At 62.6% G+C, this 23,579-nt stretch carries 23 protein-coding genes and 1 riboswitch; of the genes, 7 read left to right on the top strand and 16 right to left on the bottom strand.

Annotated features, from left to right (window positions below; all coding sequences use genetic code 11):
* The first annotated feature begins 262 nt into the window (after positions 1-262).
* Together QMK17_RS24900 and QMK17_RS24895 are read left to right on the top strand one after the other, a co-directional pair.
* Complete coding sequence (locus QMK17_RS24900; protein WP_283511973.1) at positions 263-748, top strand: MepB family protein; 486 nt, start codon at positions 263-265, stop codon at positions 746-748.
* Between the two features lie 114 nt (positions 749-862).
* Positions 863-2,164: a D-alanyl-D-alanine carboxypeptidase family protein gene (locus tag QMK17_RS24895; RefSeq protein WP_283511972.1), complete on the top strand. Its 1,302-nt coding sequence runs from the start codon at positions 863-865 to the stop codon at positions 2,162-2,164.
* 3 nt (positions 2,165-2,167) lie between these two features.
* Here QMK17_RS24895 and yhjD read toward each other — a convergent pair whose 3' ends face one another.
* From yhjD to QMK17_RS24850, 9 genes are all read right to left on the bottom strand, one after another.
* Positions 2,168-3,193: an inner membrane protein YhjD gene (gene yhjD, locus QMK17_RS24890; protein ID WP_283511971.1), complete on the bottom strand. Its 1,026-nt coding sequence runs from the start codon at positions 3,191-3,193 to the stop codon at positions 2,168-2,170.
* A 75-nt stretch (positions 3,194-3,268) separates the two neighbouring features.
* Positions 3,269-4,309, bottom strand: a complete 1,041-nt coding sequence (gene trpS / locus QMK17_RS24885) for a tryptophan--tRNA ligase (protein ID WP_283511970.1) — start codon at positions 4,307-4,309, stop codon at positions 3,269-3,271.
* A gap of 67 nt (positions 4,310-4,376) precedes the next feature.
* The gene (locus QMK17_RS24880) at positions 4,377-5,192 is read right to left on the bottom strand and encodes an exodeoxyribonuclease III (RefSeq protein ID WP_283511974.1); all 816 of its coding nucleotides are present in this window, start codon (positions 5,190-5,192) and stop codon (positions 4,377-4,379) included.
* A 36-nt stretch (positions 5,193-5,228) separates the two neighbouring features.
* Positions 5,229-6,134, bottom strand: a complete 906-nt coding sequence (yidC, locus tag QMK17_RS24875) for a membrane protein insertase YidC (RefSeq protein WP_283511969.1) — start codon at positions 6,132-6,134, stop codon at positions 5,229-5,231.
* A gap of 95 nt (positions 6,135-6,229) precedes the next feature.
* Positions 6,230-6,523, bottom strand: coding sequence for a DUF6412 domain-containing protein (locus tag QMK17_RS24870; RefSeq protein WP_283511968.1), 294 nt, complete (start codon positions 6,521-6,523; stop codon positions 6,230-6,232).
* An 85-nt stretch (positions 6,524-6,608) separates the two neighbouring features.
* Positions 6,609-6,896 (bottom strand): DUF6412 domain-containing protein, encoded by a 288-nt coding sequence (locus QMK17_RS24865; RefSeq protein WP_283511967.1) that lies wholly within the window; start codon positions 6,894-6,896, stop codon positions 6,609-6,611.
* Positions 6,897-6,924: 28 nt separating this feature from the next.
* Positions 6,925-8,439, bottom strand: coding sequence for a DUF4153 domain-containing protein (locus QMK17_RS24860; protein ID WP_283511966.1), 1,515 nt, complete (start codon positions 8,437-8,439; stop codon positions 6,925-6,927).
* A gap of 77 nt (positions 8,440-8,516) precedes the next feature.
* Positions 8,517-9,488, bottom strand: a complete 972-nt coding sequence (locus QMK17_RS24855; protein ID WP_283511965.1) for a HAMP domain-containing sensor histidine kinase — start codon at positions 9,486-9,488, stop codon at positions 8,517-8,519.
* Positions 9,485-10,159, bottom strand: a complete 675-nt coding sequence (locus QMK17_RS24850; protein ID WP_283511964.1) for a response regulator transcription factor — start codon at positions 10,157-10,159, stop codon at positions 9,485-9,487. Before QMK17_RS24850 ends, QMK17_RS24855 begins: the two co-directional genes overlap by 4 nt.
* Positions 10,160-10,371: 212 nt before the next feature.
* On the opposite strand from QMK17_RS24850, the gene QMK17_RS24845 reads away from it, so the two are divergent.
* Positions 10,372-12,456, top strand: coding sequence for an ArnT family glycosyltransferase (locus QMK17_RS24845; RefSeq protein WP_283511963.1), 2,085 nt, complete (start codon positions 10,372-10,374; stop codon positions 12,454-12,456).
* 107 nt (positions 12,457-12,563) lie between these two features.
* Here QMK17_RS24845 and QMK17_RS24840 read toward each other — a convergent pair whose 3' ends face one another.
* The 3 genes from QMK17_RS24840 to QMK17_RS24830 form a co-directional block, all read right to left on the bottom strand.
* Complete coding sequence (locus QMK17_RS24840; protein WP_283511962.1) at positions 12,564-13,448, bottom strand: DUF559 domain-containing protein; 885 nt, start codon at positions 13,446-13,448, stop codon at positions 12,564-12,566.
* A gap of 173 nt (positions 13,449-13,621) precedes the next feature.
* The gene (locus QMK17_RS24835; RefSeq protein ID WP_283511961.1) at positions 13,622-14,893 is read right to left on the bottom strand and encodes an MFS transporter; all 1,272 of its coding nucleotides are present in this window, start codon (positions 14,891-14,893) and stop codon (positions 13,622-13,624) included.
* Positions 14,894-15,052: 159 nt separating this feature from the next.
* Entirely contained in the window at positions 15,053-16,276 is a 1,224-nt protein-coding gene (locus tag QMK17_RS24830) for an NADP-dependent isocitrate dehydrogenase (protein ID WP_283511960.1), read from the bottom strand.
* A gap of 240 nt (positions 16,277-16,516) precedes the next feature.
* A riboswitch (SAM riboswitch) is annotated at positions 16,517-16,647 on the top strand.
* 169 nt (positions 16,648-16,816) lie between these two features.
* Between QMK17_RS24830 and QMK17_RS24825 the strand changes: the two genes are divergently transcribed.
* Both QMK17_RS24825 and metX read left to right on the top strand, forming a co-directional pair.
* Entirely contained in the window at positions 16,817-18,154 is a 1,338-nt protein-coding gene (locus QMK17_RS24825; RefSeq protein ID WP_283511959.1) for a bifunctional o-acetylhomoserine/o-acetylserine sulfhydrylase, read from the top strand.
* Entirely contained in the window at positions 18,151-19,308 is a 1,158-nt protein-coding gene (gene metX / locus QMK17_RS24820) for a homoserine O-acetyltransferase MetX (RefSeq protein ID WP_283511958.1), read from the top strand. The genes QMK17_RS24825 and metX overlap by 4 nt, the downstream gene beginning before the upstream one ends.
* A gap of 28 nt (positions 19,309-19,336) precedes the next feature.
* Here the strand turns inward: metX and QMK17_RS24815 are convergent, their stop codons facing one another.
* Genes QMK17_RS24815 through QMK17_RS24805 form a run of 3 tightly spaced genes read right to left on the bottom strand, consistent with a single transcriptional unit; the run spans position 19,337 to position 21,133 of the window.
* Positions 19,337-19,612 carry a DUF3017 domain-containing protein gene (locus QMK17_RS24815; RefSeq protein WP_283511957.1) on the bottom strand — a complete coding sequence of 92 codons (276 nt, stop codon included), beginning with the start codon at positions 19,610-19,612 and terminating at the stop codon, positions 19,337-19,339.
* Between the two features lie 6 nt (positions 19,613-19,618).
* On the bottom strand, positions 19,619-20,485 hold the full coding sequence (locus tag QMK17_RS24810) for a bifunctional methylenetetrahydrofolate dehydrogenase/methenyltetrahydrofolate cyclohydrolase (protein WP_283511956.1): 867 nt from the start codon (positions 20,483-20,485) through the stop codon (positions 19,619-19,621).
* A gap of 39 nt (positions 20,486-20,524) precedes the next feature.
* Positions 20,525-21,133 (bottom strand): pentapeptide repeat-containing protein, encoded by a 609-nt coding sequence (locus QMK17_RS24805; protein ID WP_283511955.1) that lies wholly within the window; start codon positions 21,131-21,133, stop codon positions 20,525-20,527.
* A 33-nt stretch (positions 21,134-21,166) separates the two neighbouring features.
* Between QMK17_RS24805 and QMK17_RS24800 the strand changes: the two genes are divergently transcribed.
* Positions 21,167-21,631: a tRNA (cytidine(34)-2'-O)-methyltransferase gene (locus tag QMK17_RS24800; protein ID WP_283511954.1), complete on the top strand. Its 465-nt coding sequence runs from the start codon at positions 21,167-21,169 to the stop codon at positions 21,629-21,631.
* Positions 21,632-21,682: 51 nt separating this feature from the next.
* On the opposite strand, the gene QMK17_RS24795 is transcribed toward QMK17_RS24800, so the two are convergent.
* Positions 21,683-22,585 (bottom strand): DUF4349 domain-containing protein, encoded by a 903-nt coding sequence (locus tag QMK17_RS24795; protein ID WP_283511953.1) that lies wholly within the window; start codon positions 22,583-22,585, stop codon positions 21,683-21,685.
* Between the two features lie 238 nt (positions 22,586-22,823).
* On the opposite strand from QMK17_RS24795, the gene QMK17_RS24790 reads away from it, so the two are divergent.
* The gene (locus QMK17_RS24790; RefSeq protein WP_283511952.1) at positions 22,824-23,300 is read left to right on the top strand and encodes a DUF6764 family protein; all 477 of its coding nucleotides are present in this window, start codon (positions 22,824-22,826) and stop codon (positions 23,298-23,300) included.
* The last annotated feature ends 279 nt before the right edge of the window (positions 23,301-23,579 follow it).

The raw sequence follows: 23,579 nt of genomic DNA, 5'->3' as shown, positions 1-23,579 counted from the left end.
GGCCCCTGATTCCCAATCCTGGTGGGACGTACCGGTCAGCGCCACCTCGACGCTCGAATCGACCCAGACCGCCTACGCCACCTACCAGAAGTGGAAGAAAATCCAACGGCCGTTCCTGCGTCCGTCCGGCAACTGACCCAGGACGCCGATTTCAACTCAGCACGCAGGTTCCACAACGAAGTCGAAGTCGGCATCAACGTCCCATCCCCGTCCATGACCAACTCCAGCTACAGCGGCTGGAAAACTGTAGCAGAATGGGCGAATGCTTCACGAAGACAGATGGACTCGGGCACACCCAGAGCTGCTACAACTCGGGCGGCTCGTCTTCGATCCGGCGGGCTCTGCATGTTCGGCTCCCGAGCCCGAGGCCGAGAGCCAGGACTACGGCGCTCACACTCTCACCATCGATGGTGCGTCCGTTCGGTTTCGTGTCGCAAGAGAAACGCCGAAGAAGATCGGGCAATTTGTCACGTTCTGGAAGCGAATCGGCGACGGTCCGATCCAACCATTCGACGTGTACGACGACATCGATGCACTCATCGTGGTAACCCGCGCACCGGATAGGTTCGGGTACTTCGAATTTCCAATGCACTCTCTATGCGATCACGGAATCGTCACGGTGGGCGGGAAGGAAGGAAAACGTGCATTCCGTCTGTATCCACCGTGGGACTCCCCCGTCAACCGCACCGCCGTGTCCGCGCAGAACTGGCAGCTGTCCTATTTCACGGACCTCTCCGACCGGACCTGACTGCACGATATGACCGCTTTTCTTACGCGATGCCGTCGATCTTCTCGGTAGTGTGGACACAGGTCCGGAGGGTCTGCCGGGCACTGGGCGCGCTACCACCTAAGGTGATTCGCGATGAAAACGATTATTCGGGTGACCGCAGCGCTCGCGGCAACGGCCGTCTTGTTCGTCTCGGCCGGGCCTGCGTACGCGCAGCCGGAGAATCCGTCGACCGAAACGACGACCACTCCTTTCACGACGCCGAACACCGACACCTGCCCTTACGCCAGCTCGCCGCCTCCTGCCATCGACCTGTCCGAGGTCCCGGAGCCCGGCGACAGTGCCCCCGATCCGCTGCCTGTTCCAGCCGACGCGGTGGGCGGCGCCGCGTTCGCTCAGTGCGGCACGATCACGCCCGACGGTGCACCGCCGCTTCCGGCGGACATATCGGCAACGGGCTGGGTGCTGTCCGATCTCGACACCGGCGACGTCATCGCCGCCAAGGATCCGCACGGGCGGTATCGCCCCGCGAGCACCATCAAAATTCTTCTCGCACTGGTGGCGCTCCAAGAATTGGATCTGAACAAGACCATCGTGGCGACGGCGGACGATGCCGATGCGGAGGGCAGCCGAGTCGGCATCGGAAAGGGCGGCATTTACAGCAACTTCCAGCTGATGCAGGGACTTGTCATGGCGTCCGGCAACGATGCGGCACACGCACTTGCAGCACAACTCGGCGGTGACGCGGTCACCGTAGACAAAATGAACACCACAGCGGAAGAGCTGGGTGCATTCGATACGCGGACGGCAACACCATCGGGACTCGATGGTCCTGGAATGTCCAGTTCTGCATATGATCTCGCGCTGTTTTTCCGCGCGGCAATGCAGAATCCGACGTTCGCGCAGCTCATCTCGACCGAGACTGTGCAGTTCCCGGGATTCCCGAAGGATCCCACCGTTCCCGATGACGTGGATCGCCCCGGGTTCATTCTCTCCAACGACAATCAACTGCTCTATAACTACGACGGCGCGCTCGGCGGCAAGACCGGCTACACCGACGATGCCCGCCAGACATTCGTCGGCGGCGCGCAGAAGAACGGTCGTCGTCTGGCGATCACAATCATGAAGGGCGATGTGCAGCCCATCAGGCCGTGGGAGCAAGCGGCCCGTCTCCTCGACTACGGGTTTGCGCTTCGCCCGGCAACGAGTGTCGGCACGTTGGTCCAACCCGACGAGGTCGCAGACGTGACGAGCACTCGCACCGCACTACCGAACACCACAACGTCCACCCCCGGCGCGTCATCCGGTTCGAGCGAGCGTGCATCGGCACTGGAATCGAGCGGCGACAATGCAATCCGGATTGGAGTCGGTGTCATCGGTGTGCTCGTGGTAATCGGCCTCATTCTCTGCGCCCGTCAGCTCAGCCGAAAGCGCTGAGCGTCAGCGCTTCCTGGACAGAAGCCCCAGCCCGATCGCGGCCAGCGCTCCCGCTCCGACGAGCGCGATACCCCCGCCGACAGAAGGGCCTTCGTTGACCTCGAGGCGCGTGGAGATAACTGCGGGCTCGGGTGGCGCAACGAACGCCAACGCCATGCTCTCGCGAGTGGTGGCCGCAAAAGCCGTGGCGAACAACAGAAATCGTGACGTCGTGAACACGAAAACGAGCAGACCGATGATCGGACCGAACACGACACCCGCCGGACCGTTGGTCACGGACGTGAGGTAGATCGCGGCGATCTGCTTGAAAATCTCGAACCCGACGGCGGCGACCAGTCCACCTTTCACCGCACTTCGGAACGGCACCGGTTCGCGGGGAAGCCTCGAGATGACCCAGGTGAACACTGCCCACGTCGCGACGAGCGCCAACAGAACCGAAGCGAGACGAAGAGCCACACCGACGCCGGGAACCTCGTCGAGGTTCAGGAGCTCCAACACGTTTCGCATGACCGATCCCCCAGCCAATGCCGACAATCCGAGCGAGACCACCAATGCGAGACCGAGCGAGACGAGGGCCGCCAAATCCTTGAGCTTGGTCGTGAGAAAACTTCCGGATTCGTGCACGGACTCCCACATCGCGGTCAGCGCTTCACGGAGGTTGGCGATCCATCCCAGCCCAGCGTAGAGCGCGCCGAGAAGACCGATGATGCCGACGCTGGTTCTGGATTTGACCGCCGTATCGATCAGCGAGTTGATCGTCTCACCCAAGCTGCCTGGTACGTTCTGCGCAATCTGATCTCGAATTTGATCGAGCCATTCCGGGTGACCGATGAGTACGAAGCCGGCGGCCGCGAACGCCACCATCAGAAGCGGGAACAACGCCAGCACACTGAAGTAGGTCATGCCGGCCGCGTAGTAGTCGCCTTTTTGAGCCTGATAGCGCGCTGCAGCGCGAACCGTGTGGTCGAACCAAGGCCATTGGTCCCTACGCTCCTGCAGTATTGCGCCGAAATCAGGAACGACAATCACCCTCTCGGTGTCAGGCTCATGCTGCGGGTTCCCCTCAGTCCGTCAGCACAAGCGAGTCCGTCAGTACAAGCAAGGTCAGGAGAGCGGAGTCAGGAACCCCACCCGGTCGTACACCTGTGTCAACGTGCGTGACGCTACCTCTCTTGCCCGATCCGCGCCGTCGGCGAGGATGCGGTCGAGTTCGGCAATATCGGACATATACCCGTCCACGCTGGCTTTAAGCGGAGTGACGAACTCGGTCAGCACATCCGCGGTATCGGACTTGAGATCGCCGTAACCCTTGCCCTCGTACCCGGCCACCAGATCCTCGATCGACCGATTCGACAGTGCAGACTGGATGACCAGCAGGTTGCTGACACCGGCCTTGTTCGCGGGGTCGAACCTGATCTCCCGGTCGTTGTCCGTTACGGCCGACCTGAGCTTCTTCGCGGACACCTTCGGGTCGTCGAGCAGATTGACGATGCCCGCCGGGTTCGAACCCGACTTGCTCATCTTCGACGTTGGATCCTGCAGGTCGAAGATCTTCGCGGTGCCCTTGATGATGTGGACGTCCGGTACGACGAACGTCTTCTTGAAGCGAGTGTTGAAACGCTGCGCCAGATCGCGGGTCAGTTCGAGGTGTTGACGCTGGTCCTCGCCCACCGGTACCAAGTTCGGCCGGTACAGCAAAATATCGGCTGCCTGCAAGATCGGATAAGTGAACAAGCCGACCGAGGTCGAATCCCGTCCCTGCTTGGCCGATTTGTCCTTGAATTGCGTCATTCGGCCTGCTTCACCGAAACCGGTGATGCAGTTGAGAACCCAAGCAAGCTGAGCATGCTCGGGAACCTGACTCTGCACGAACAGCGTCGATCGTTTCGGGTCGATACCGACGGCCAGCAACTGAGCGGCGGCGATCCGGGTACGCTGACGCAGCGCTTTCGGATCCTGGGGAACAGTGATCGCATGCAGATCAGGAATGAAGTAGAACGCGTCGTAGTCGTCCTGCAACGCCACCCACTGCCGCACGGCACCGAGGTAATTGCCTAGGTGGAACGAGTCGGCGGTCGGCTGGATTCCGGAGAGAACACGCTGGCGCGGTCCCTGTGGTGTTTCGGAAGTTGCAGGAACAGACATGAACGCAATCTTTTCACGCCCGAACAACTGAATTTCGCCCAGGTTCTTTTCGGCAACAGCCCCGCTTCTACCGGTAGCGGACGGTCACCGGCGCGTGGTCCGACCAGCGCTGGTCATACGCCTCCGCGCGTTCGGTGACGGCTTCCTTTGCTCGCTCGGCGAGCGAACGCGTCGCGAGTTGGTAGTCGATACGCCAGCCGGCGTCGTTGTCGAACGCCTTGCCCCGGTAAGACCACCAGCTGTAAGGCCCCTCGACGTCGGGGTGTAGCGCACGGACCACATCGGTCCACGGCGCCTTGTCGGTCAGAAGCGCAGACACCCATTCACGTTCCTCGGGAAGAAAACCTGAATTTTTGCGATTGGTCTTCCATGTCTTCAGGTCGTTCTCGGTGTGGGCGATGTTCCAATCGCCGACGACGACAAGATCGCGATCCGAATCGGACGCTGCCTTTGCCGTCTTCTTCAGGTACTTGGCGAAGGCCATCATGAAGCGCTCCTTCTCGTCCTGGCGCTCGGTGCCGACCTCGCCTGACGGGAGATAGAGACTTGCGACGGTGATGTCGCCGAAGTCGGCTTCGATGTAACGGCCGGAATCCTCGAATTCCTTCGCACCGATTCCCACCCGCACGGCATCCGGAGCCGTACGGGAGAGAATCGCGACGCCGTTGCGGCCTTTCGCCGACGGCTCGGCCGAGGCCAGGTGCCAGCCGGCATCGAGCGCGGGAGCGAGGGCCTTGGTCAACTCGCCGTCGTTGGCACGGGTCTCCTGCAGGCCGATCACATCGGCGTCCGTTGCCTCCAACCACGGCAGCATTCCCTTGCGGGCAGCGGCTCGGACTCCGTTGACATTGACTGTCGACACAACGAAAGGGGACACGGTGATAGGCACGTAGGGCACCGTAGCGGACTGCACCGACACCTAGTGCTTTCGGCGCTTCGGCAGTGCTCCCGGCGCGGGGGCCGGTGCGCGCGACACCACCGGAGCAACGTCGCCCTCGGCTTCGATCTTTCGGTACACAAGATGCTGCTGAACGTACGTCCAGATGTTGTTGCTCACCCAGTACAGCAACACAGCAATGGGCAGAACCGGTCCGCCGATCAGAACGCCGACCGGAAACACCCACAGGGAAAGCTTGTTCATGATCGCGGTCTGCGGATTGGCTCGCGCAGCATCGTCCTGGCGAGCGATAGAAGCGCGAGAGTTGAAATGCGTGGCGAGACTGGCCAGAACCATGAGTGGAACCGCGACGAGTGCGATAGTGACTACCGTCGGTACTCCGCCAAAAGAAGCGAACGCCTGCAGCGTGTTCTGTGAGCTCGAGATCGCAGCGGAGATCGGTGCTCCGAACAACCTCGCATTCAGAAACGACTGGACGTCGGCGGCGCCGAAGAAATAGTTCGCCGCCTTCGCGTTGTCCTCGGGCGACATACCGAGTTGCCCGAAACCCGTTGCCGTGCGGTTGAAGGAACGAAGTACGTGCAACAAACCGATGAACACGGGGGCCTGAACCAACACAGGCAAGCATCCGAGCAGCGGGTTGAATCCGTGTTCTTTCTGCAATTTCTGCATCTCGGCGGCCTGCCGCTCCCGGTCGCCCGCGTACTTCCTCTGCAGGGCCTTGATCTGCGGCTGCAGCTTTTTCATCGTCAACTGGGTTCGGATCTGCCGAACGAATGGTTTGTACAACAGGGCACGAAGGGTGAAGACCAGAAAGACGACAGCCAATGCCCAGGTGACCCCATTGTCGGGACCGAGAACCGAGCCGAAGACCTTATGCCAGATCCAGAGGATCCCTGATACGGGGTAATAGATGAAATCGAGCATGAAAAGAACACCTCACTGCATGAATGTCGGAAGGAACATGACCTCTCGACCGGCAGCGACGATCCGCACGCAGGGTAGCTGGATCGTGGGGCCGGTCAGATGACCGGTCCCGGTGCTCTTGGCATAGGACGCCCCGGACTGTCAGGGCGGTGTTGGCGTCGAAACTTCCCTCGCAGGCGTGTCTCCTCGGCAGGCGGATTGCGGCCCCTGTCGTCGGCGGGCGCCACTGCGGCAGCAATCACCACACCGAGCGTTGCCACCGCGATCACGACGAGCCCGAGCAGCGCCTCGTGAGCGCTCGGCCCTGGACCTACGGCGACGAGAAAGAAAACGGCCACAGCGATCAGCGCGCCGAAAATGGCCTGCATTCGGCCCTGATCGAAATTCATTCGGAAACAAGAAAGAGATGACACGGACGAGCTCCCTGACGTTGACGGGTCTACCGCTGCACGCGTTCGGGGGGCTCGGTGCGGTCTACTGGAAAGCCCCCGCGGGAGCGCCGGGAGCGCGAGGCATCGGCCGGCCTGCTTCGTCCGGACGTTGTTGTCTACGGAACGAACCACGGAGTGCGCGTTCGGAGTCGCACGGGCCGAAGGTGAATGCCAGCGCGAGATGGCGATGGATCCCGCCCCGTCCGGCCAGCACCATCAGCGCAGCAAGCGCAACGACGAGTGTGAGTGCGAGTTCGACCGACCCGGCGGGGCTGATCACCAGAATCGACAGGAGGAGCAGCGACGTGAGAACCGCACTTGGATAGCCCATCACGCGCCTCCTCCCACTCGATTGACTGTCAGCGTACAGAGACACCGAGCCGACTGCACGCCTGTGCCCGCATTCGTGGCTCGATCGCGCGTGCCCGGCTCTCGGACACGTTGTACTCGAACCATTGCCGGTCATCGTCGTGTCGGTTGCCCAGTGCACAGCTTCGGTACGGCTCGGGGAGTCGCTCGAGCTCGGGTACTGCGTCCGAGGACAATTCCGACAGGTAGCTCGTATCGATCTTGCCAGTATCCTCGAATCGCTCCACGTTGTGACGCGCAATGTAGGCGTCGGGATTGAGCACCGCGAGGCCGAGAACGGTCAGCACAGCTGCGACTCCGACGGCACGAGGAAGCCATCGATCCGACATCCGGATCCCCGATGCCATGATGAGCAGGAAGACCGAGCCGAGCAAAAGTTCGACGGCGGTGACGAACAAGCGGAGCGTCGTGTAGCCGTACTGCTGTTCGTAGAGCGACATGCGATGCAGAGCCGACGCCACCACGACGAGCGAGAGCAGACAGAGCAGACCGAGCACAACGCGTAACGCCAGCCGCTCCCCCGCATTCACTCTCGGCGCCTTCCGAATCGTGATGGCAATGACGAGCAACGTCAACGCGGTCACGGTGAGCAACTGCCAGAATCCCTGACGGGCATATTCGGCGTTCGTCAGCCCATCGGTGACCAGCACGTGCGTCTGCCCTCCGAACAAACTGGCGATCTGGACTGCGACGAACGCACCGAACAGCGCGACGAGCGCACCGACGGGGATCATCCACTCCCACAGCCGAAATGTGGTCTTCACCGGGCTCGTGAGACCGTCGAAACGCGGCCGATTGGTCGCGAGATACGCTGCCGCGAGCGTGCCCGATGTGACCAGCAGGAATATGAGCGCTCGTCCGATTGCTGCGCCGAGATCCCATTCGGGTGTCGCCTCGTCGAGGATGCGTTCGAATGCCGGGTCGGCACCGGCGAACAGTGCCGCGAAGACGAGTACGAGCACTGCTGTCACGGCGCCCACCACTGCAGCTCTGCCGACTCGCGCCCGCCCCCCACCGAGTCCGCGCTTCCCCCTGGCGGTCCAGCGCACCACCCTGGCGGGAAGAAGAATTGGTGTCGCGGCCCCGAGCAGAAGCCCGGTCCAACTCCACGAACTCGACAGCACTGCCCCCGCGACGAACACGGCCGACCACACGGACATCGTCACGATCCAGTCGGCGGAGAGGAAGACCGCGACCGTACTGAAGGCGAGCACTGCGACGGCGCCGGCAACATGCCACGTCGTGAGCCGTTCCGGCCGGGCGCATGCAACGACGACCAGCAGCGCAGCAGCGGTGATCGGATATCCGATGCCCGGGCTTCCCAACACGATCGCGCCGACAACGCCCGTACCGAGAGCGGCGAGGAGAGTGCGACGAGGCGCGGCAGAATAACGAAGCGTCGGCCATATCCGACTCGGCCACAGACGAGCGTTCGGTCGGCGCACCGGAGGTTGCGGAATATGGTTGTGCACCATGGCATTGTGGGGAGAATCGACTTCAGTCATTGACATACCTCGTCCATTGTTTTCGGGCAGGATCGGAACCGGCGGCACGCACGCGTGCGCCGTGAGGAACAGAGAGTTCAGGAGTGCGGAATCTGTACCCGGATATGGCAACCAGGAGTTCTGTCGAGCACCTCGATGGTGCCGCCGTGCAACTCGGTTGCCCACCTGGCGATGGCGAGACCCAGCCCGGTACCGCCGTCGGTCTCACCACCTCGGGTGAACCGGTCGAATACCGAAAGGCGTTCGCCCGGAGCGATACCAGGACCGTGGTCGACGACCTCGAATCGAACTCCGTCGGCAGTGTCGACGGCGGACACCGACACTGTGGTGCCGATCGGCGCATGCCTGACGGCGTTGTCGACGAGATTGGTGACGACCTGCGTCAATCTGGAACGGTCTGCCGACACTTCGAGATCCGCAGGCTCCACATCGATACGTAGGCAATCTCTTTCCGCTGTCACGGCATCGAGGAAGGCTCTGACACGGAAGCGCTCGGGCCGGAGCGGGAGCACTCCCCCTTCGAGGCGCGAGAGGTCCAACAATTCGGTGACAAGGTCACCCAGTTTCTCGGTCTGAACCAGCGCCACCTTCAGGGTCGCCGGATCGGCCTCGGTGACACCGTCGACAAGATTTTCCAACACGGCGCGCAGGGCGGCGATCGGAGTCTTCAGCTCGTGTGAAACGTTACCGATCAGCTCGCGTCGATAGGTATCGGCCGCTGCGAGATCGGTGGACATCGTCTTGAAGGCTTCCGCGAGTTGCCCGACCTCATCGCGGGAAGTGGCTTGCACTCGCGTCGAATAGTCCCCTCGCGCCATGGCTTTCGCGGCCGCCGTCATCTCACGCAGTGGCGAGGTCATCCCGTGCGCCAACACCTGCGTGGCCGCCAACGACGTGACCAAAGCGGCCAGAAGGGCGTAGCGGAACTGCCAGCCTGCACCGAACCAGAACGTGATGCTCGCGACCACCAGGACGACACCGACGATCAGCGATACCTTGAGCTTGAACGATGTCAGCGCATCGAGTGGGCGTGGCAGAACCCGCCTCATCGCGGCACCTCCAAGGCATACCCGACGCCATGAACTGTGCGGATGAGATTGCCACCGAGCTTGCGCCGCAGCGCTTTCACATGACTGTCGACGGTCCGGCTGCTGGCGGAGTCCTCCCAGCCCCACAGTTCCGACAACAACGTCTCGCGCGTCACCGCCGTCCTCGGCCGAGAAGAGAGGTACGCGAGGATGTCGAACTCTGTTCGTGTCAGGTGGATCTCACCGCCGACGCCGGACACAACTCTCGCATCATGATCGATCATCAACGGACCGAGGGAGGTCGACGACGATTCCGGCGTAGCGGCGCGGTCGGCCCGTCGCAGAAGCACGTGCACACGCGCCACCAGCTCGCGCATGCTGAACGGCTTCGACAGGTAGTCATCGGCTCCGACGCCGAGCCCGACGAGCATGTCGTTCTCGTCGGACTTCGCTGTGAGCATCAACACCGGAACGCTGCGCACAGCCTGGATTCTCCGGCACACTTCCAATCCGTCGAAACCGGGAAGCATTACATCCAGCACCACAAGATCAGGTCGTGTGCGCTCGTAGGCCGCCACCGCCGCGGGCCCGTCGCCTGCCGTCACGACATCGAAGCCCTCGCCGCGAAGACGCGCAGCGAGAGCGTCGGAGATTGTCGGCTCGTCGTCGACGACCAGGACGGTGCGGTTCATGCACATGACACTAGAGGGCGCCCATGGAGGAGACCGACGGGAAATGTGGAGGTTCGGTGAAGATATGGCCCCTGAGAATCAGGAGCCGTATGTCGCCGAAGGCGCTGTGAGCACTACTTGCGCACACTCACAGCAAAGACACAGCCACCATCGAGTTACTCCCACGCTTCGGTAGGCAGTGTTGCGTGCGACATGCGAGGGAGAAGACTGCGATGACACTGGTGGACGACAACGCCATCAACACCGAACCGACAACACCGTGGCCGGTTCGCCACAGATACCGACTCGGGCTCGTGGGCCTGCTCGTCGCGACGGCCGTTCTGTACCTATGGGACCTGACCGCGAGCGGCTACGCGAACAGCTTTTACGCCGCATCAGCCCAGGCCGGTGCACAGAACTGGAAGGCGATGTTCTTCGCATCGCTCGACTCGTCGAACTTCATCACCGTCGACAAGCCACCCGCATCCATCTGGGTGATGGCACTCTCGGCGCGCATCTTCGGATTTTCGAGCGCGAGCATCCTGGTTCCTCAGGCTCTGATGGGAGTCGGCTCCGTCGCCCTCGTGTACGCGGCGGTGAAGCGTGTTGCCTCACCCGGCGCCGGATTGCTCGCGGGTACGGTACTTGCCCTCACACCTGCCGCCGCGATGATGTTCCGCTTCGACAATCCTGACGCACTGCTGGCGCTGTTGATGACGCTCGGCGGCTACTTCGTGATCCGATCGATCTCTACGGACGTCGGCCGCCGAGCAGCCGGGTGGCTGGCAATGGCCGGAGTCGCGCTCGGTTTCGCATTCCTCACCAAGATGATGCAGGGGCTGCTCGTACTACCCGCGTTCGGGCTGGTCTACCTGGTCGCGGGTCGCTCGAAGCTGGTTCCTCGCTTGATCCACCTTGTCGGGGCCGCCGCTGCACTCGTGGTGTCTGCCGCGTGGTGGGTCCTCGCCACGATCATCTGGCCCGTCGACTCCCGTCCCTACATCGGAGGTTCGACGAACAACACGGTCATGGACCTTGTCCTCGGGTACAACGGTCTCGGGCGTATTTTCGGTCAGAGTCGGGGTGGTGGTGACGGCATGCCGGAAGGTGGCGACGCCGCAGCAGGGGCGATGGGAGGCGGTACGCCCGACGCCATGGCGGGCGGCATGCCTGGCGGAATGGGTGGCGGCGCAGCCGGTTCCAGTTTCGGCGGATCGACGGGCCTCGATCGACTGTTCGGCAGTGAGATGGGATTCGAGATCTCCTGGTTGATTCCCGCTGCACTGATCGCATCGGTGCTGGGATTGATTGCCCGAGGCAAGGCTCCGCGGACGGATCTCGTTCGAGCGTCCCTGATCCTCTGGGGTGGATGGTTCGTCGTCACCGGCGTCATTTTCAGCTATATGTCCGGCACGGTTCACCCGTACTACACGGTTGCTCTTGCACCGGCGATCGCGGGGATGATCGGCACCGGCGTTTACGCCCTGTGGCAGATCCGTGAACGACTGCCGGCCCGTCTGGGACTGTCGGTTGTGACGGTCGCGTCCGGTATTTCGGCATGGATTCTGTTGAATCGCAATGCAACGTGGCATCCCGCCTTGAAGTGGGTGATAGTGGTCGCCGCTGTCGTCGCTGCGATCGGACTCGCCGTCGGAGCCGTCCACAGATTCCGAAAGCTAACCGTTGTCGTTGCCGCACTGGCCATCTTGTCCGGCCTCGGCGGGACCGGCGCGTATGCCATCGCAACGGCGGCCAACCCCCACACCGGTTCCATTCCGAGCGTCGGACCAGCAGGTAGCGGTGACATGGGCGGATTCGGCGGTGCCGGAGGCGCTCGCGGCGACCGTTCCACCGGCGGTGCCGCATCAGCCGACCAGATGCCTACGGGACAAGCTCCACAGAGCGCAATGCCGACCGGCGATGCGTTCGGCGCTGCCGACTCGACCCAACCCGGTGACGTATCCGGCGGCATGCCCGGCGCGATGGGCGATATGGGCGGCAGCACCGACCCCGCACTGGTGACGATGCTGCAGAACACCGATTCGCGGTGGGCCGCCGCTACCAACGGCTCGCAGTCGGCAGCGGGCATCGAGCTCGCGACGGGTACGGCGGTCATGGCCATCGGCGGCTGGAGTGGAGATCCCGCGCCAACGCTTCAGCAGTTCCAGGACTGGGTTGCCGGCGGCGACGTCGGTTACTACATCGGCAGCGGACAAGGAGGGCGCGGAGGCAACTCGGAAATCGCGGACTGGGTCGCGGCGAACTTCACGGCGCAGACCGTCGGCACGTCCACGGTGTACGACCTGAGGGTCGGGTGACAGGCACCCCAAAAGGGAGTGCCAGGGTCGGCTACCCGAAGTCGACTTCATTCCCCGGCACGCGACTCACGGCACGATAATTGCCTTGATCGACGGTTTCCCGTCGATCAAGGCGATGTGTGTGCACGCAGATGCACCGGCAAGGTACGACCCTTCGAGTTGATCGATTTTCGACGCTTACGCAAAGTCTCGATGATCTCGTCGACGACGATGTCGAGATGGGCCATCACCATTGCCGCCGAGTAGCGCAACACGATCCAACCGTCCAGGACCACAATGTTCTGGCGTCGCCGGTCGTTGTTGAACGCACGGGGATCGATGTGGTGGTCACGGCCGTCGATCTCGATGATCACGCGAGCTCGGAAGCAGACGAGATCACCGAAGAACTGGCCGACTCTGGCGTTGATCTCCATGCGGATCCGTCGGGCAGCGAGTGCACGCGCAACCAACCGTTCCGGTTCCGATCGAGTCATCGGACAACAGGTTCGCAGCTGCCTGCGCACTTCGACGATCCCATGCCGCCCTGACGATTGTGAGCACAGGTTCGCGATGGCCTGCCAGTCGACCTGCACGCCGATCGCCTTGTCGAACAGGGCCTCGAGTTCTGCTGTCGACATGGACACAGCCACATCGACGAGGCACTGCTCGATGGTCACAACCCGCAGGCCGCGCTGGAGTCCGGAACGGACGATCGTCCGTCGATGCAGCCGAACCCACTGTGGTGCACGGGAGGACGCGGCGGCCGGAATCGTCGCCTCGACCACGGACGGTTCCTCATCGACCAGACCCCACAACCACGCAGCACTCCGATGGCTGATCAATGCATCCGGTCGCCACATGGCTACTGCCGTGCACCGTTCCATGTAATCCGGCGTGGCGCTCGCGTAGATCTCAGGCAGAAGACGCGTGAGTTCACCCGATTTCGTCCGCCGCGAGATCGCGCTTCGATTCATCCCCTGCTCGATCAATTCCGACGCTCGAACTACCCCCATGCGTACAGCGTTGCCCAGAACGCCCACGTTGGGAACGGTCGATTCGAATCTGGGGATGAGTCATCCACAACACTGCAACTCAGTGCACGCAAATCGCCTTGTTCGACGGTTTCCCGTCGACCAAGGCGATTTGTGTGCAGCCAGTGTCGTTCTTCGGAGGTTGAGATGCAGTCTCAGCTCAGGGCGGCGAGCGCCTTCGCGTCCGTTCGCCGCTGCATCCACATCGCAGTCGCGAGGACAGCAAGACCGGCCACGGCGAGAACCGAACCGACGGCAGCGGGTGCTGTGTAGCCGAAGCCGGCAGCGATCACAGCGCCACCGAGTGCCGCACCGATCGCGTTCGCCAAGTTGAACGCTGCATGGTTGAGGGAGGCAGCCAAAGTCTGAGCATCCTCGGCGACGTCCATCAACCTCGTCTGAAGGCCGGGGATGACCGACGAGCCCGACGCACCGATCAAAAACACCAGAAGCAGCGCACTGATCGGATTATGAGCTGCCACTACGAACATCGCCAGGAACACGGCCATCGAGGCGAGCCCGACGAACGTCCCCCTCAGTTGGTATCGATCGGCCAGCCAGCCGCCTGCGTAGTTGCCGGCGACCATGCCGAGTCCGTAGATCATCAGCGCCACCGGCACCAAGGCTCTGGCAAGTCCGGCGACATCGGTCAGTGTCGACGCAATGTAGGTGTACACCGCGAACATCCCACCGAAGCCGACCATCCCGACGAAGAGTGTCATCCACACCTGACTGCGTCTTAGCGCACCGAGCTCGGTGATCGGGTTGGTGGTGGGCATGCCGTCGAGTCGCGGCATCCACAGGATCAGCGCGGTGACGGTCAACGCACCGATGACCCCGACGACGGCAAACGCACTTCGCCACCCGAGTGCCTGACCGAGCCACGTCGCAGCGGGTACGCCGACGACGTTGGCGATCGACAGACCCATCATCACCATCGCGACGGCCTTGGCACGCTTGCCTGGTTCGGCGAGGTGGGCCGCAACGAGCGCTGCGATGCCGAAATATGCGCCGTGCGGGAGTCCTGCAACGAACCTCGACGCCACGAGTTCATTGAAGCTCGGTGCGAAGACGGTCCCCAAGTTTCCGAGGGTGAACGCCACCATCAGCAGGATCAGAAGTGCGCGCCGAGGAACCCGGGCTGCGAGTGTCGCGATCGCGGGAGCACCGACGACGACGCCGAGGGCGTAGGCCGAGATCATATGGCCGGCCGACGGCTCCGAGATCCCCATCGTCGTCGCGACGTCGGGAAGCAGACCCATCGACGCGAATTCGGTGGTACCGATCCCGAATCCACCGATGGACAGCGCCAGCATCGCCAGCCGCCTGCGGGTGGACAGTGTTCTGCGACTGGTACTCGGTCCGTTCGACACCCTGTCGCGCACAGCGCTGACATTCTTGGCGAAAGCCGAATCGGTGACAGTCACAGCAGAACAACCTTGTCTCGAGGAGGGCATGAAAGAAGGGACGAACCCCGTAGGGAACGTCCCACCGCTCAATTGTCTTCCCGCGAGCAACCGAATTTCGAGTCGATCGACGGTGATTGTCCTCACCCGAGCAGATGTTCACCGCCTCTGAGCGTGCTGTCAGCGCAGCGTCTTCTTCAGATTCTCGTCGAGAGCACCGAAGAATTCCTCGGTTGACAGGTAACTCTGGTCCCCGCCCACGAGCGCAGCCAGATCTTTGGTCATCTCCCCGCCTTCGACGGTTCCGATGACGACGTCCTCCAACGATTGAGCGAATCCGATGACATCGGGAGTGTTGTCCAGCTTGCCTCGATGCTCGAGCCCTCGGGTCCACGCGAAGATCGATGCGATCGGGTTGGTCGAGGTCGGCTTTCCCTGTTGGTGCTGCCGGAAATGCCGCGTCACGGTGCCGTGCGCCGCTTCCGTCTCACAGGTTTTGCCATCCGGCGTGAGCAGTACCGATGTCATGAGGCCGAGCGACCCGAACCCCTGCGCGACGGTGTCCGATTGGACGTCGCCGTCGTAGTTCTTGCACGCCCAGACGTATCCGCCCTCCCATTTCATCGACGACGCCACCATGTCGTCGATGAGCCGGTGCTCGTACGTCAGACCTGCAGCATCGAACTCCGCTTTGAACTCTGTCTCGTAGATGTGTTGGAACGTGTCCTTGAACTGGCCGTCGTACGCCTTGAGGATGGTGTTCTTCGTCGAGAGGTACACCGGGTAGTTCTGCTGCAACCCGTAGTTCAGCGACGCGCGCGCGAAGTCGATGATCGATTGATTGAAGTTGTACTGGCCCTGCACGACGCCCCCGAGGCTCTCCTCGGTGAACTTCACGAGCTCGTGCTGGATCGGCTCGCTGCCGTCGGCGGGTGTGTAGGTGATGGTGACGGTGCCGGGCCCGGGCACCTTGAAGTCCGTTGCTCGGTATTGATCACCGAAGGCGTGCCGACCGATGATGATCGGTTTGGTCCAGCCTGGGACGAGCCGTGGGACGTTGGAGATGATGATGGGCGCGCGGAAGATGGTGCCGCCCAGAATGTTGCGAATGGTGCCGTTGGGCGAACGCCACATCTTCTTCAGGCCGAACTCCTCGACTCTGGCTTCGTCCGGGGTGATGGTGGCGCACTTGACGCCCACGCCGTGCTTCTTGATCGCGTTGGCGGCGTCGACGGTGACCTGGTCGTCGGTCTTGTCGCGGTGTTCGATGCCCAGGTCGTAGTACTCGAGGTCGACGTCGAGGTACGGGTGAATGAGCTTGTCCTTGATGAACTGCCAGATGATTCGAGTCATCTCGTCGCCGTCGAGTTCGACGACCGTGCCTTCGACCTTGATTTTCGACATGTGAGGTTCGCGTCCTCCTAGGAAGTCAAACGTGTACGTCGGGTCATCCGCGAGCTGAGAAAACAAGACAAGCGTACTGCTTGAGAGTTCGCCCGCAAGCAGCAGCCGCACGGCCCCGCGGAGCAGACGACGCCTTTCCCCTGTTCACAGCCGCCGATGACCCTCTGCCACCGTGCACGACGACACCATCGAAGAAGTCGCTGTTTCGCACGTCGGATCGCACCGCTAGGATTCACGCCAGGTCATGAGTGCCAGTGTTCAAGCCCCGGCTTGCTGGCCGGCAACCCTCCAACCGCGGTGGGGTGCCCCGGGTGAGAAGACCTGGTTAGCCGCCTGCGCGTACCTGCGCAGTCGGAGAACAAGCGCGGGTCCGTCGGCGGGCGTCATGTTGCTGCGGACCCACTGACCGGGCACTGCTGTACCGAGCAGGCCCCCGAGGAGGTTCGCCATGTGTTGTCGTCTCGATACACCCCGCCCGGCTTTCCGAGCGAGAGCCGTTTCGATTCCCACACATCCTTCGAAAACGGAGCCATCACTTACATGAGCGAGAACACACCTGACGTTGTCGACGCCGTCGGAGCACCCATCGAGGATCCGACCGCGTCCTGGAGCTTTGAGACCAAGCAGATTCACACCGGGCAAACACCCGATGGCGCCACCAACGCACGTGCACTGCCCATCTACCAGACCACGTCTTACACCTTCGATAACACCGATCACGCCGCGGCGCTGTTCGGACTGGCCGAGCCCGGCAACATTTACACCCGCATCATCAATCCGACGCAGGATGTCGTCGAGCAGCGGATCGCTGCGCTCGAAGGCGGTGTCGCCGGCCTACTTCTCGCATCGGGGCAAGCGGCCGAGACCTTCGCAATCTTGAACATCGCCGAGGCAGGCGACCACATCGTCTCGAGCCCACGTCTGTACGGCGGAACGTACAACCTGTTCCACTACACACTGCCCAAGTTCGGAGTCACGGTCAGCTTCGTCGAGGATCCGGACGACCTGGAGCAGTGGCGTGCCGCGATCACCCCGAACACCAAGGCGTTCTACGGCGAGACGATCTCCAACCCGAAGAACGACATCCTCGACATTCCTGGGATCGCAGGGGTTGCACACGAGAACGGCATCCCGCTCATCGTCGACAACACCGTCGCAACTCCGTACCTGATTCAGCCGCTGAAGCACGGAGCAGACATCGTCGTGCACTCGGCGACCAAGTACCTCGGCGGCCACGGCACGGCCATCGCGGGCGTCATCGTCGACGGCGGAACATTCGATTGGACACAGGGCCGTCACGCGAACTTCACCACTCCCGACCCCAGCTACCACGGGGTTGTCTTCGCAGATCTCGGCGCACCAGCCTTCGCACTGAAGGCCCGTGTGCAATTGCTGCGCGACATCGGCGCTGCCGTCTCGCCGTTCAACGCGTTCCTCATCAGCCAGGGTCTGGAAACACTGAGCCTGCGTATCGAGCGGCACGTCGAGAACGCACAGAAGGTCGCAGCTTTCCTCGAGGCGCACGCCGACGTGGTGTCGATCAACTACGCGGGTCTGAAGTCGTCGCCGTGGTACCAGCGAGGCCAGGAGTTGGCACCCAAGGGACAGGGCGCAATCGTCGCGTTCGAACTGAAGGGCGGTGTGGATGCGGGCAAGAAGTTCGTCAACGCACTGAGCCTGCACAGCCATGTAGCTAACATCGGAGATGTGCGTTCACTTGTCATTCACCCCGCATCGACCACTCACTCGCAGCTGACACCAGAGGAACAATTGGCATCGGGTGTCACGCCAGGCCTGGTCAGGCTGGCAGTTGGCATCGAAGGGATCGACGACATCCTCGCCGATCTCGAACTCGGCTTCGCTGCGGCGGCGTCTTGACCATCGGCACTGTGCACGACGTCCGTCCGGCGGCAGGGTTTCCTCCGCCGGGCGGTCGGCTCGGCAGCATCGACATCGGTTCGCTCACGCTCGAAAGCGGAGCGACCCTGCCCAAGGTGACCGTCGCCGTCCAGCGTTGGGGTGAGCTCTCACCCGCACGTGACAACGTCGTACTCGTCGAACATGCACTCACCGGCGATTCCCACGTGACCGGTGCGCCGGACGACGATCATGCGTTGCCCGGCTGGTGGAACGGAATGGTCGGCGCCGGCGACCCCCTCGACACCGACGAGTGGTGTGTCGTGGCCACCAACGTCCTGGGTGGCTGCGGAGGGACCACCGGGCCGAGCTCACTCACGTCGGACGGCACCCCGTACGGAAGCCGATTCCCCGAAATTTCCATTCGTGATCAGGTCGTTGCCGAAGCAGCCGTTGCCGACGCACTGGGCATCGAGCGCTTCGCGGCCGTGGTCGGTGGATCGATGGGTGGGATGCGAACACTCGAATGGATCGTCGGATACCCGGAACGTGTGGGTGCGGCGCTGGTGCTCGCTGTCGGTGCACGGGCGACGGCCGATCAGATCGGAACACAGACCACACAAATCGAAGCGATCACGTCCGATCCGGACTGGCAGGGCGGCAACTACCACGGGACGGGACGCTCACCCAAGACCGGACTGAGCATCGCGCGTCGTATCGCGCATCTGACCTACCGAACCGAAAGCGAACTGGATCTGCGGTTCGCGAACTCCGCTCAGGGTGACGAAGACCCTTGGCACGGCGGTCGATACGCCATCGAGAGCTACCTTCAGCACCAGGCTGCAAAGCTGGCGGGCAGGTTCGACGCTAGTACTTACGTGCTGCTGAGCGAAGCGATGAATCGACACGACATCGGGCGCGGGCGCGGCGGGATCGACGCGGCGCTTGCACTGGCAACCGTTCCCACGATCGTCGGCGGAGTGGACTCGGACCGGCTCTATCCCCTTCGTCAACAGAAAGAGATCGCCCGTGGTCTCCCTGCCTGCAAAGGACTGGAAGTAATTCAGTCGCGCGACGGCCATGACGGGTTCCTCACGGAGGCCGAAGCTGTCGCTCAGCTTCTCGTCGAGACAATGGGACACGCACGAACCGCACGAAGCTCGAAGCAAGCCTGACGAGAGACCCGTCAGGCTTGTCCGAGCGTCAGTCGGTTCCGAGCGGGTCGATCGACGCGGACAGGAATACGATCGCGCCGCCCACCAGCGCGAGCGCCGACACGTCGAACTGTCTGCTCCGCACCGCCAGTAGGCCTGCGCGGCTCTCGGGCAGACAGAGCCGAAAGCCGGCCGCCAGGATCGTCGCGATTCCCAGTACGAAGGACCCGCGGCGCCAGCGATCCGCAAGAACCAAGACAAGCGCAGCCACGATGACGACGAGCACCACGAGCAGGGGCAGGTTCTTGCGGATCTGAATGCCCATCGCTGATCAGACCGCTGTAGTGGAGTGAAGTTCGCGCTCCGCGCGCTCGACGACGTTGGACAGTAGGAATGCGCGCGTCAATGGGCCGACGCCGCCAGGGTTGGGCGAGAGAAAGCCTGCTACCTCGGCCACGCCTGCGGCCACGTCGCCGCGCAAGCCGTCATCGGTTCGGGTGACTCCCACGTCGAGGACAGCAGCACCCGGTTTGACCATCTCTGCCGTGACGATTCCCGGCACGCCTGCAGCGGCGATGACGATATCCGCGCGAGAGACCTCGGCGCCAAGATCCTTGGTACCGGTGTGGCACAACGTGACCGTGGCGTTTTCGCTCTTGCGTGTCAAGAGCAGCCCGATCGGACGGCCGACCGTTACGCCGCGCCCGATCACAACGGCATGTGCCCCGTCGATCGCAACGTCGTAGCGGCGAAGCAGATGGACGATTCCGCGCGGAGTACAGGGCAATGCGGCTTCCTTACCCAGCACGAGACGACCGAGGTTGATCGGATGCAGGCCGTCGGCGTCCTTTGCCGGGTCGATCCGCTCGAGTGCGGCGTTCTCGTCCAGGTGTTTCGGGAGCGGCAATTGGACGATGTAGCCGGTGCACTCCGGGTTTGCATTGAGTTCGTCGATGACCGCTTCCAGGTCTGCCTGGCTGATGTCGGCGGGAAGATCACGGCGGATCGACGTGATGCCGACCTTGGCACAATCGTTGTGCTTGCCGCGTACGTAGGCAGCGGACCCCGGATCGTCCCCGACGAGGACCGTACCGAGGCCTGGGACGACGCCCTGCTTCCGTAGGGCGTTCACACGCTCGGTCAGATCGACGAAAATTTCGTCGCGGGTCGCCTTACCGTCCAGCACCGTTGCAGTCACGACGACCATTGTTCCAGAGGTGGCGGCGGCCGGGTTACGTCAACCCTCGACCCACAACCCTCGTGCCTGCGCGTAGGCGACTGCCTGCGTCAGCTCGATGCGAGCCCCGGCGACCGTCGCGGCGACCCAGGTGTCCGCATCGACCTGTGCGCCGCGAAGATCGGCGCGGTCCAACTTCACCCCGATCGCACGTGCCCCGGTGAAATCGACGGATGCCAACGTGGCTTTCCGGAAATCTGCGTTCACAAGATTGGCCTCGACCATGCGGCACCCGCTCAGGTCGACGCCTTGGAGGTCCGCTCCCCCGAGGCCTGCCAGCGTGAAGTCGACCTCGTCGAACGTTGCGGGACGCATCCGGCAGTCCACGAACGTCGATCCGATAAAACTCGCATGACGAAAAGTACTGTGCTGCAAATTGGTCCGAGTGAAAGTACACGACCTGAACGCCGTGTCCACGTGAATCGACTCCGTGAAGTCAGTCCCGGTGAAATCGCACTCGGTGAACACCACCGATTTCGTTTTCACTCCACTCATGTCTGCATCGAGAAAATTGCACGACACGAAGTTGCGATCGGTCCACTCTTGCTGATCGAGTCTGGCGTCGGAGTAGTCCTCACCGACGATTTGTTCTTCGTCCACCTGAGCCATCTTCCCTGCCGCGGTGATGGCAGAGTGAGGCGGGTGTTTCGACTCATGTTCTTCGAACCCCGGATACCACAGAACACCGGCAACGCCATCCGCCTCGTCGCCGGAACGGGCTGCGAGCTCCATCTCGTGGGTCCACTCGGCTTCGACATGTCCGAACCCAAGCTCAAACGAGCCGGTCTGGACTACCACGACCTTGCGTCGGTCACGGTCCACGAGAGCCTCCCGGCCGCATGGGAAGCACTGGCTCCCGATCGGGTATTCGCGTACACCGCTCACTCGTCCCGATTTCACACCGCCGTCGACTACCGTCCCGGCGATGTTCTGCTCTTCGGTCCCGAACCGACAGGCCTTCCCGACGAGGTTCTCAGCGACCCACACGTCACCGACAAGCTACGGATCCCGATGATTCCCGGACGTCGATCGCTCAATCTCGCCAACGCAGCAGCCGTCGTCATGTACGAAGCGTGGCGCCAACACGGATTCGACGGGAGTGTCTGAGGGAAAGATCAGGGTCTGAGGACGGGTGCTGATTTCGGGAAACCGGTCACGTCAATCGTCAGAGGGAGCGGTTGTGTCGATCGAGGACTCCGACTCCTCGGGCTGGGCGACCTTCGTCCTTCTACGAGTGAGACGCACAATTCCGTAGACGATCGCCGCACCCACGGCGAGTGCACCAAGCCACGGGATGGCACGGCCGAGAGCGACCACGCCGTCGGACATCGCGTCCAACAACGAGTGCCAGCCTGCGACAAGTCCGTCGAAGAAATTATCCGGTTCAGTAGAGGGCGTCACGTCGTCAGTACTGAATTGCACTGTGATGGTGGACAAGTCCACCTGGTCCGCGAGGTAGTTTTTCTGTGACGTGAGACTGTCGAGCTCCCCTTGCCTGCTGGAGAGCGCGGACTCCGCCTCGATGAGATCGGCAGTGTTCGCAGCTCCCGCGATGAGAGCTCTCAGACGATCGACCGACGATTGCAGCGCTGAGATCCTGGCGTCGAGATCTTGGTACTGCATCGTCACGTCGTCGCGTGTGATGCTGACGCTCGTCACCTTGCCGAGTTTGTCGATACGGTCGACCGTGGCGGTGAGCTTGTCCGCGGGAATTCGCGCGGTGATGGAACTACTGGCAGGCGAATTGTCTGTTTCCGGATTCTCCGTGCGATTGTCGACGCGTCCGCCCGCGTCTTCCACAGCGCCGACGGCCTCGCGAGCTGCCTCGACGGGATCGGCTGTCGTAACGAAAATCTGGCCTGTCACAACCTCTTTGCGCGCCTGCACCTCCGTGGCCTGATCACTTCTCGCGTCGCCCATCTCGGGAGCAAGCGCAATACCGGGCGAGGAGAGCGACGAGTCGGCAGCGACCGCGCCATCTCGATCGACTCCGCCGGACCCACTGCATCCAGCGAGTAGGACAAGCGATCCGGCCACTGCCACGATCAGAGTGCGCTTCATCCTCGGAGATGGTAGAGCACGTTTCCTTTGCCAGGTTCTTGTCGAAAATGTCGAGTGCCGAATCGTTACACCCCTTGGGAACAATCACTGATGACCTGAGCGCCGAACCGCGGTACGGTGTGCCGCACCGACCCATTTCGTTTCCTGAAGGAGCCCCCTGTTGTTCTCCGCTTCGTCTTCTTTCTCTGCGCTTGGCCGCTCGCCCCAGGTTGGCTCCTCACACCGCTTCGGTAGTCGAATGTCCCGCACCGCAGCGCTTTTCGTGTTCAGCGGCGGAGTCGCGGCTGCGACGTTCTTCGGAAGTGGCGTTGCCTCGGCCGCACCGGTCACCTGCGTGTCCCCGCCATCGGCCAATGACATTCAGGTCGACGGTGTCGCGAGTTGCGGTGCAACCGCTGCTGACACCTCGCATGCGGCCGCGACCGCGACCGAGAGCGGCACTGCCGTCAGCGTCGCGGAAACCGGCGGCACCACCTCGACCTTGGCGACCGGCTACGGCACTGCGCTCGGCGCATCACGCGCAGGCGGAACTGCCTACGCCGGTGCAATCGGCGGCGGTATCGCACACTCCTGGGCCGAAAATGGTGCGACCACCATTGCCATCGCAGGCTGGGGATCCGGAGCCACCGCAGAACCGGGCGGCGTCAACTGCGTCGGAACGATGTCGTTGGCTCTGAACTTCGCCTCCGGGCAGTTCTGCGCGCTCGGAAACTGATCGTCTCTCGTCTCGACCGAATGCCCTGCCCTTCATAGTGGAGCGGCAGGGCATTTGTCGTTTCCTGCCCGAAATCGCCGCAATCTACGACCAAAAGTAGTACTACAGCCGAGACCGGTTTACGATGACTCCACTCGCATCTTCAGGAGGATCTGAACCGCACCGGGTTGTCCGGAGGCTTCACTTCTTAGGAGAATGAAGCCATGGCACGACCGGCAAGCAACTACCCCACCGAGCTGCGTGAACGCGCTGTCGGCATGTTCACCGAGATCCGCAAGG

Origin of the sequence: Rhodococcus sp. G-MC3, assembly GCF_030063335.1 — a bacterium.
GTDB lineage: Bacteria > Actinomycetota > Actinomycetes > Mycobacteriales > Mycobacteriaceae > Rhodococcoides.
This window is presented reverse-complemented; position numbering and strand designations above follow the sequence as displayed.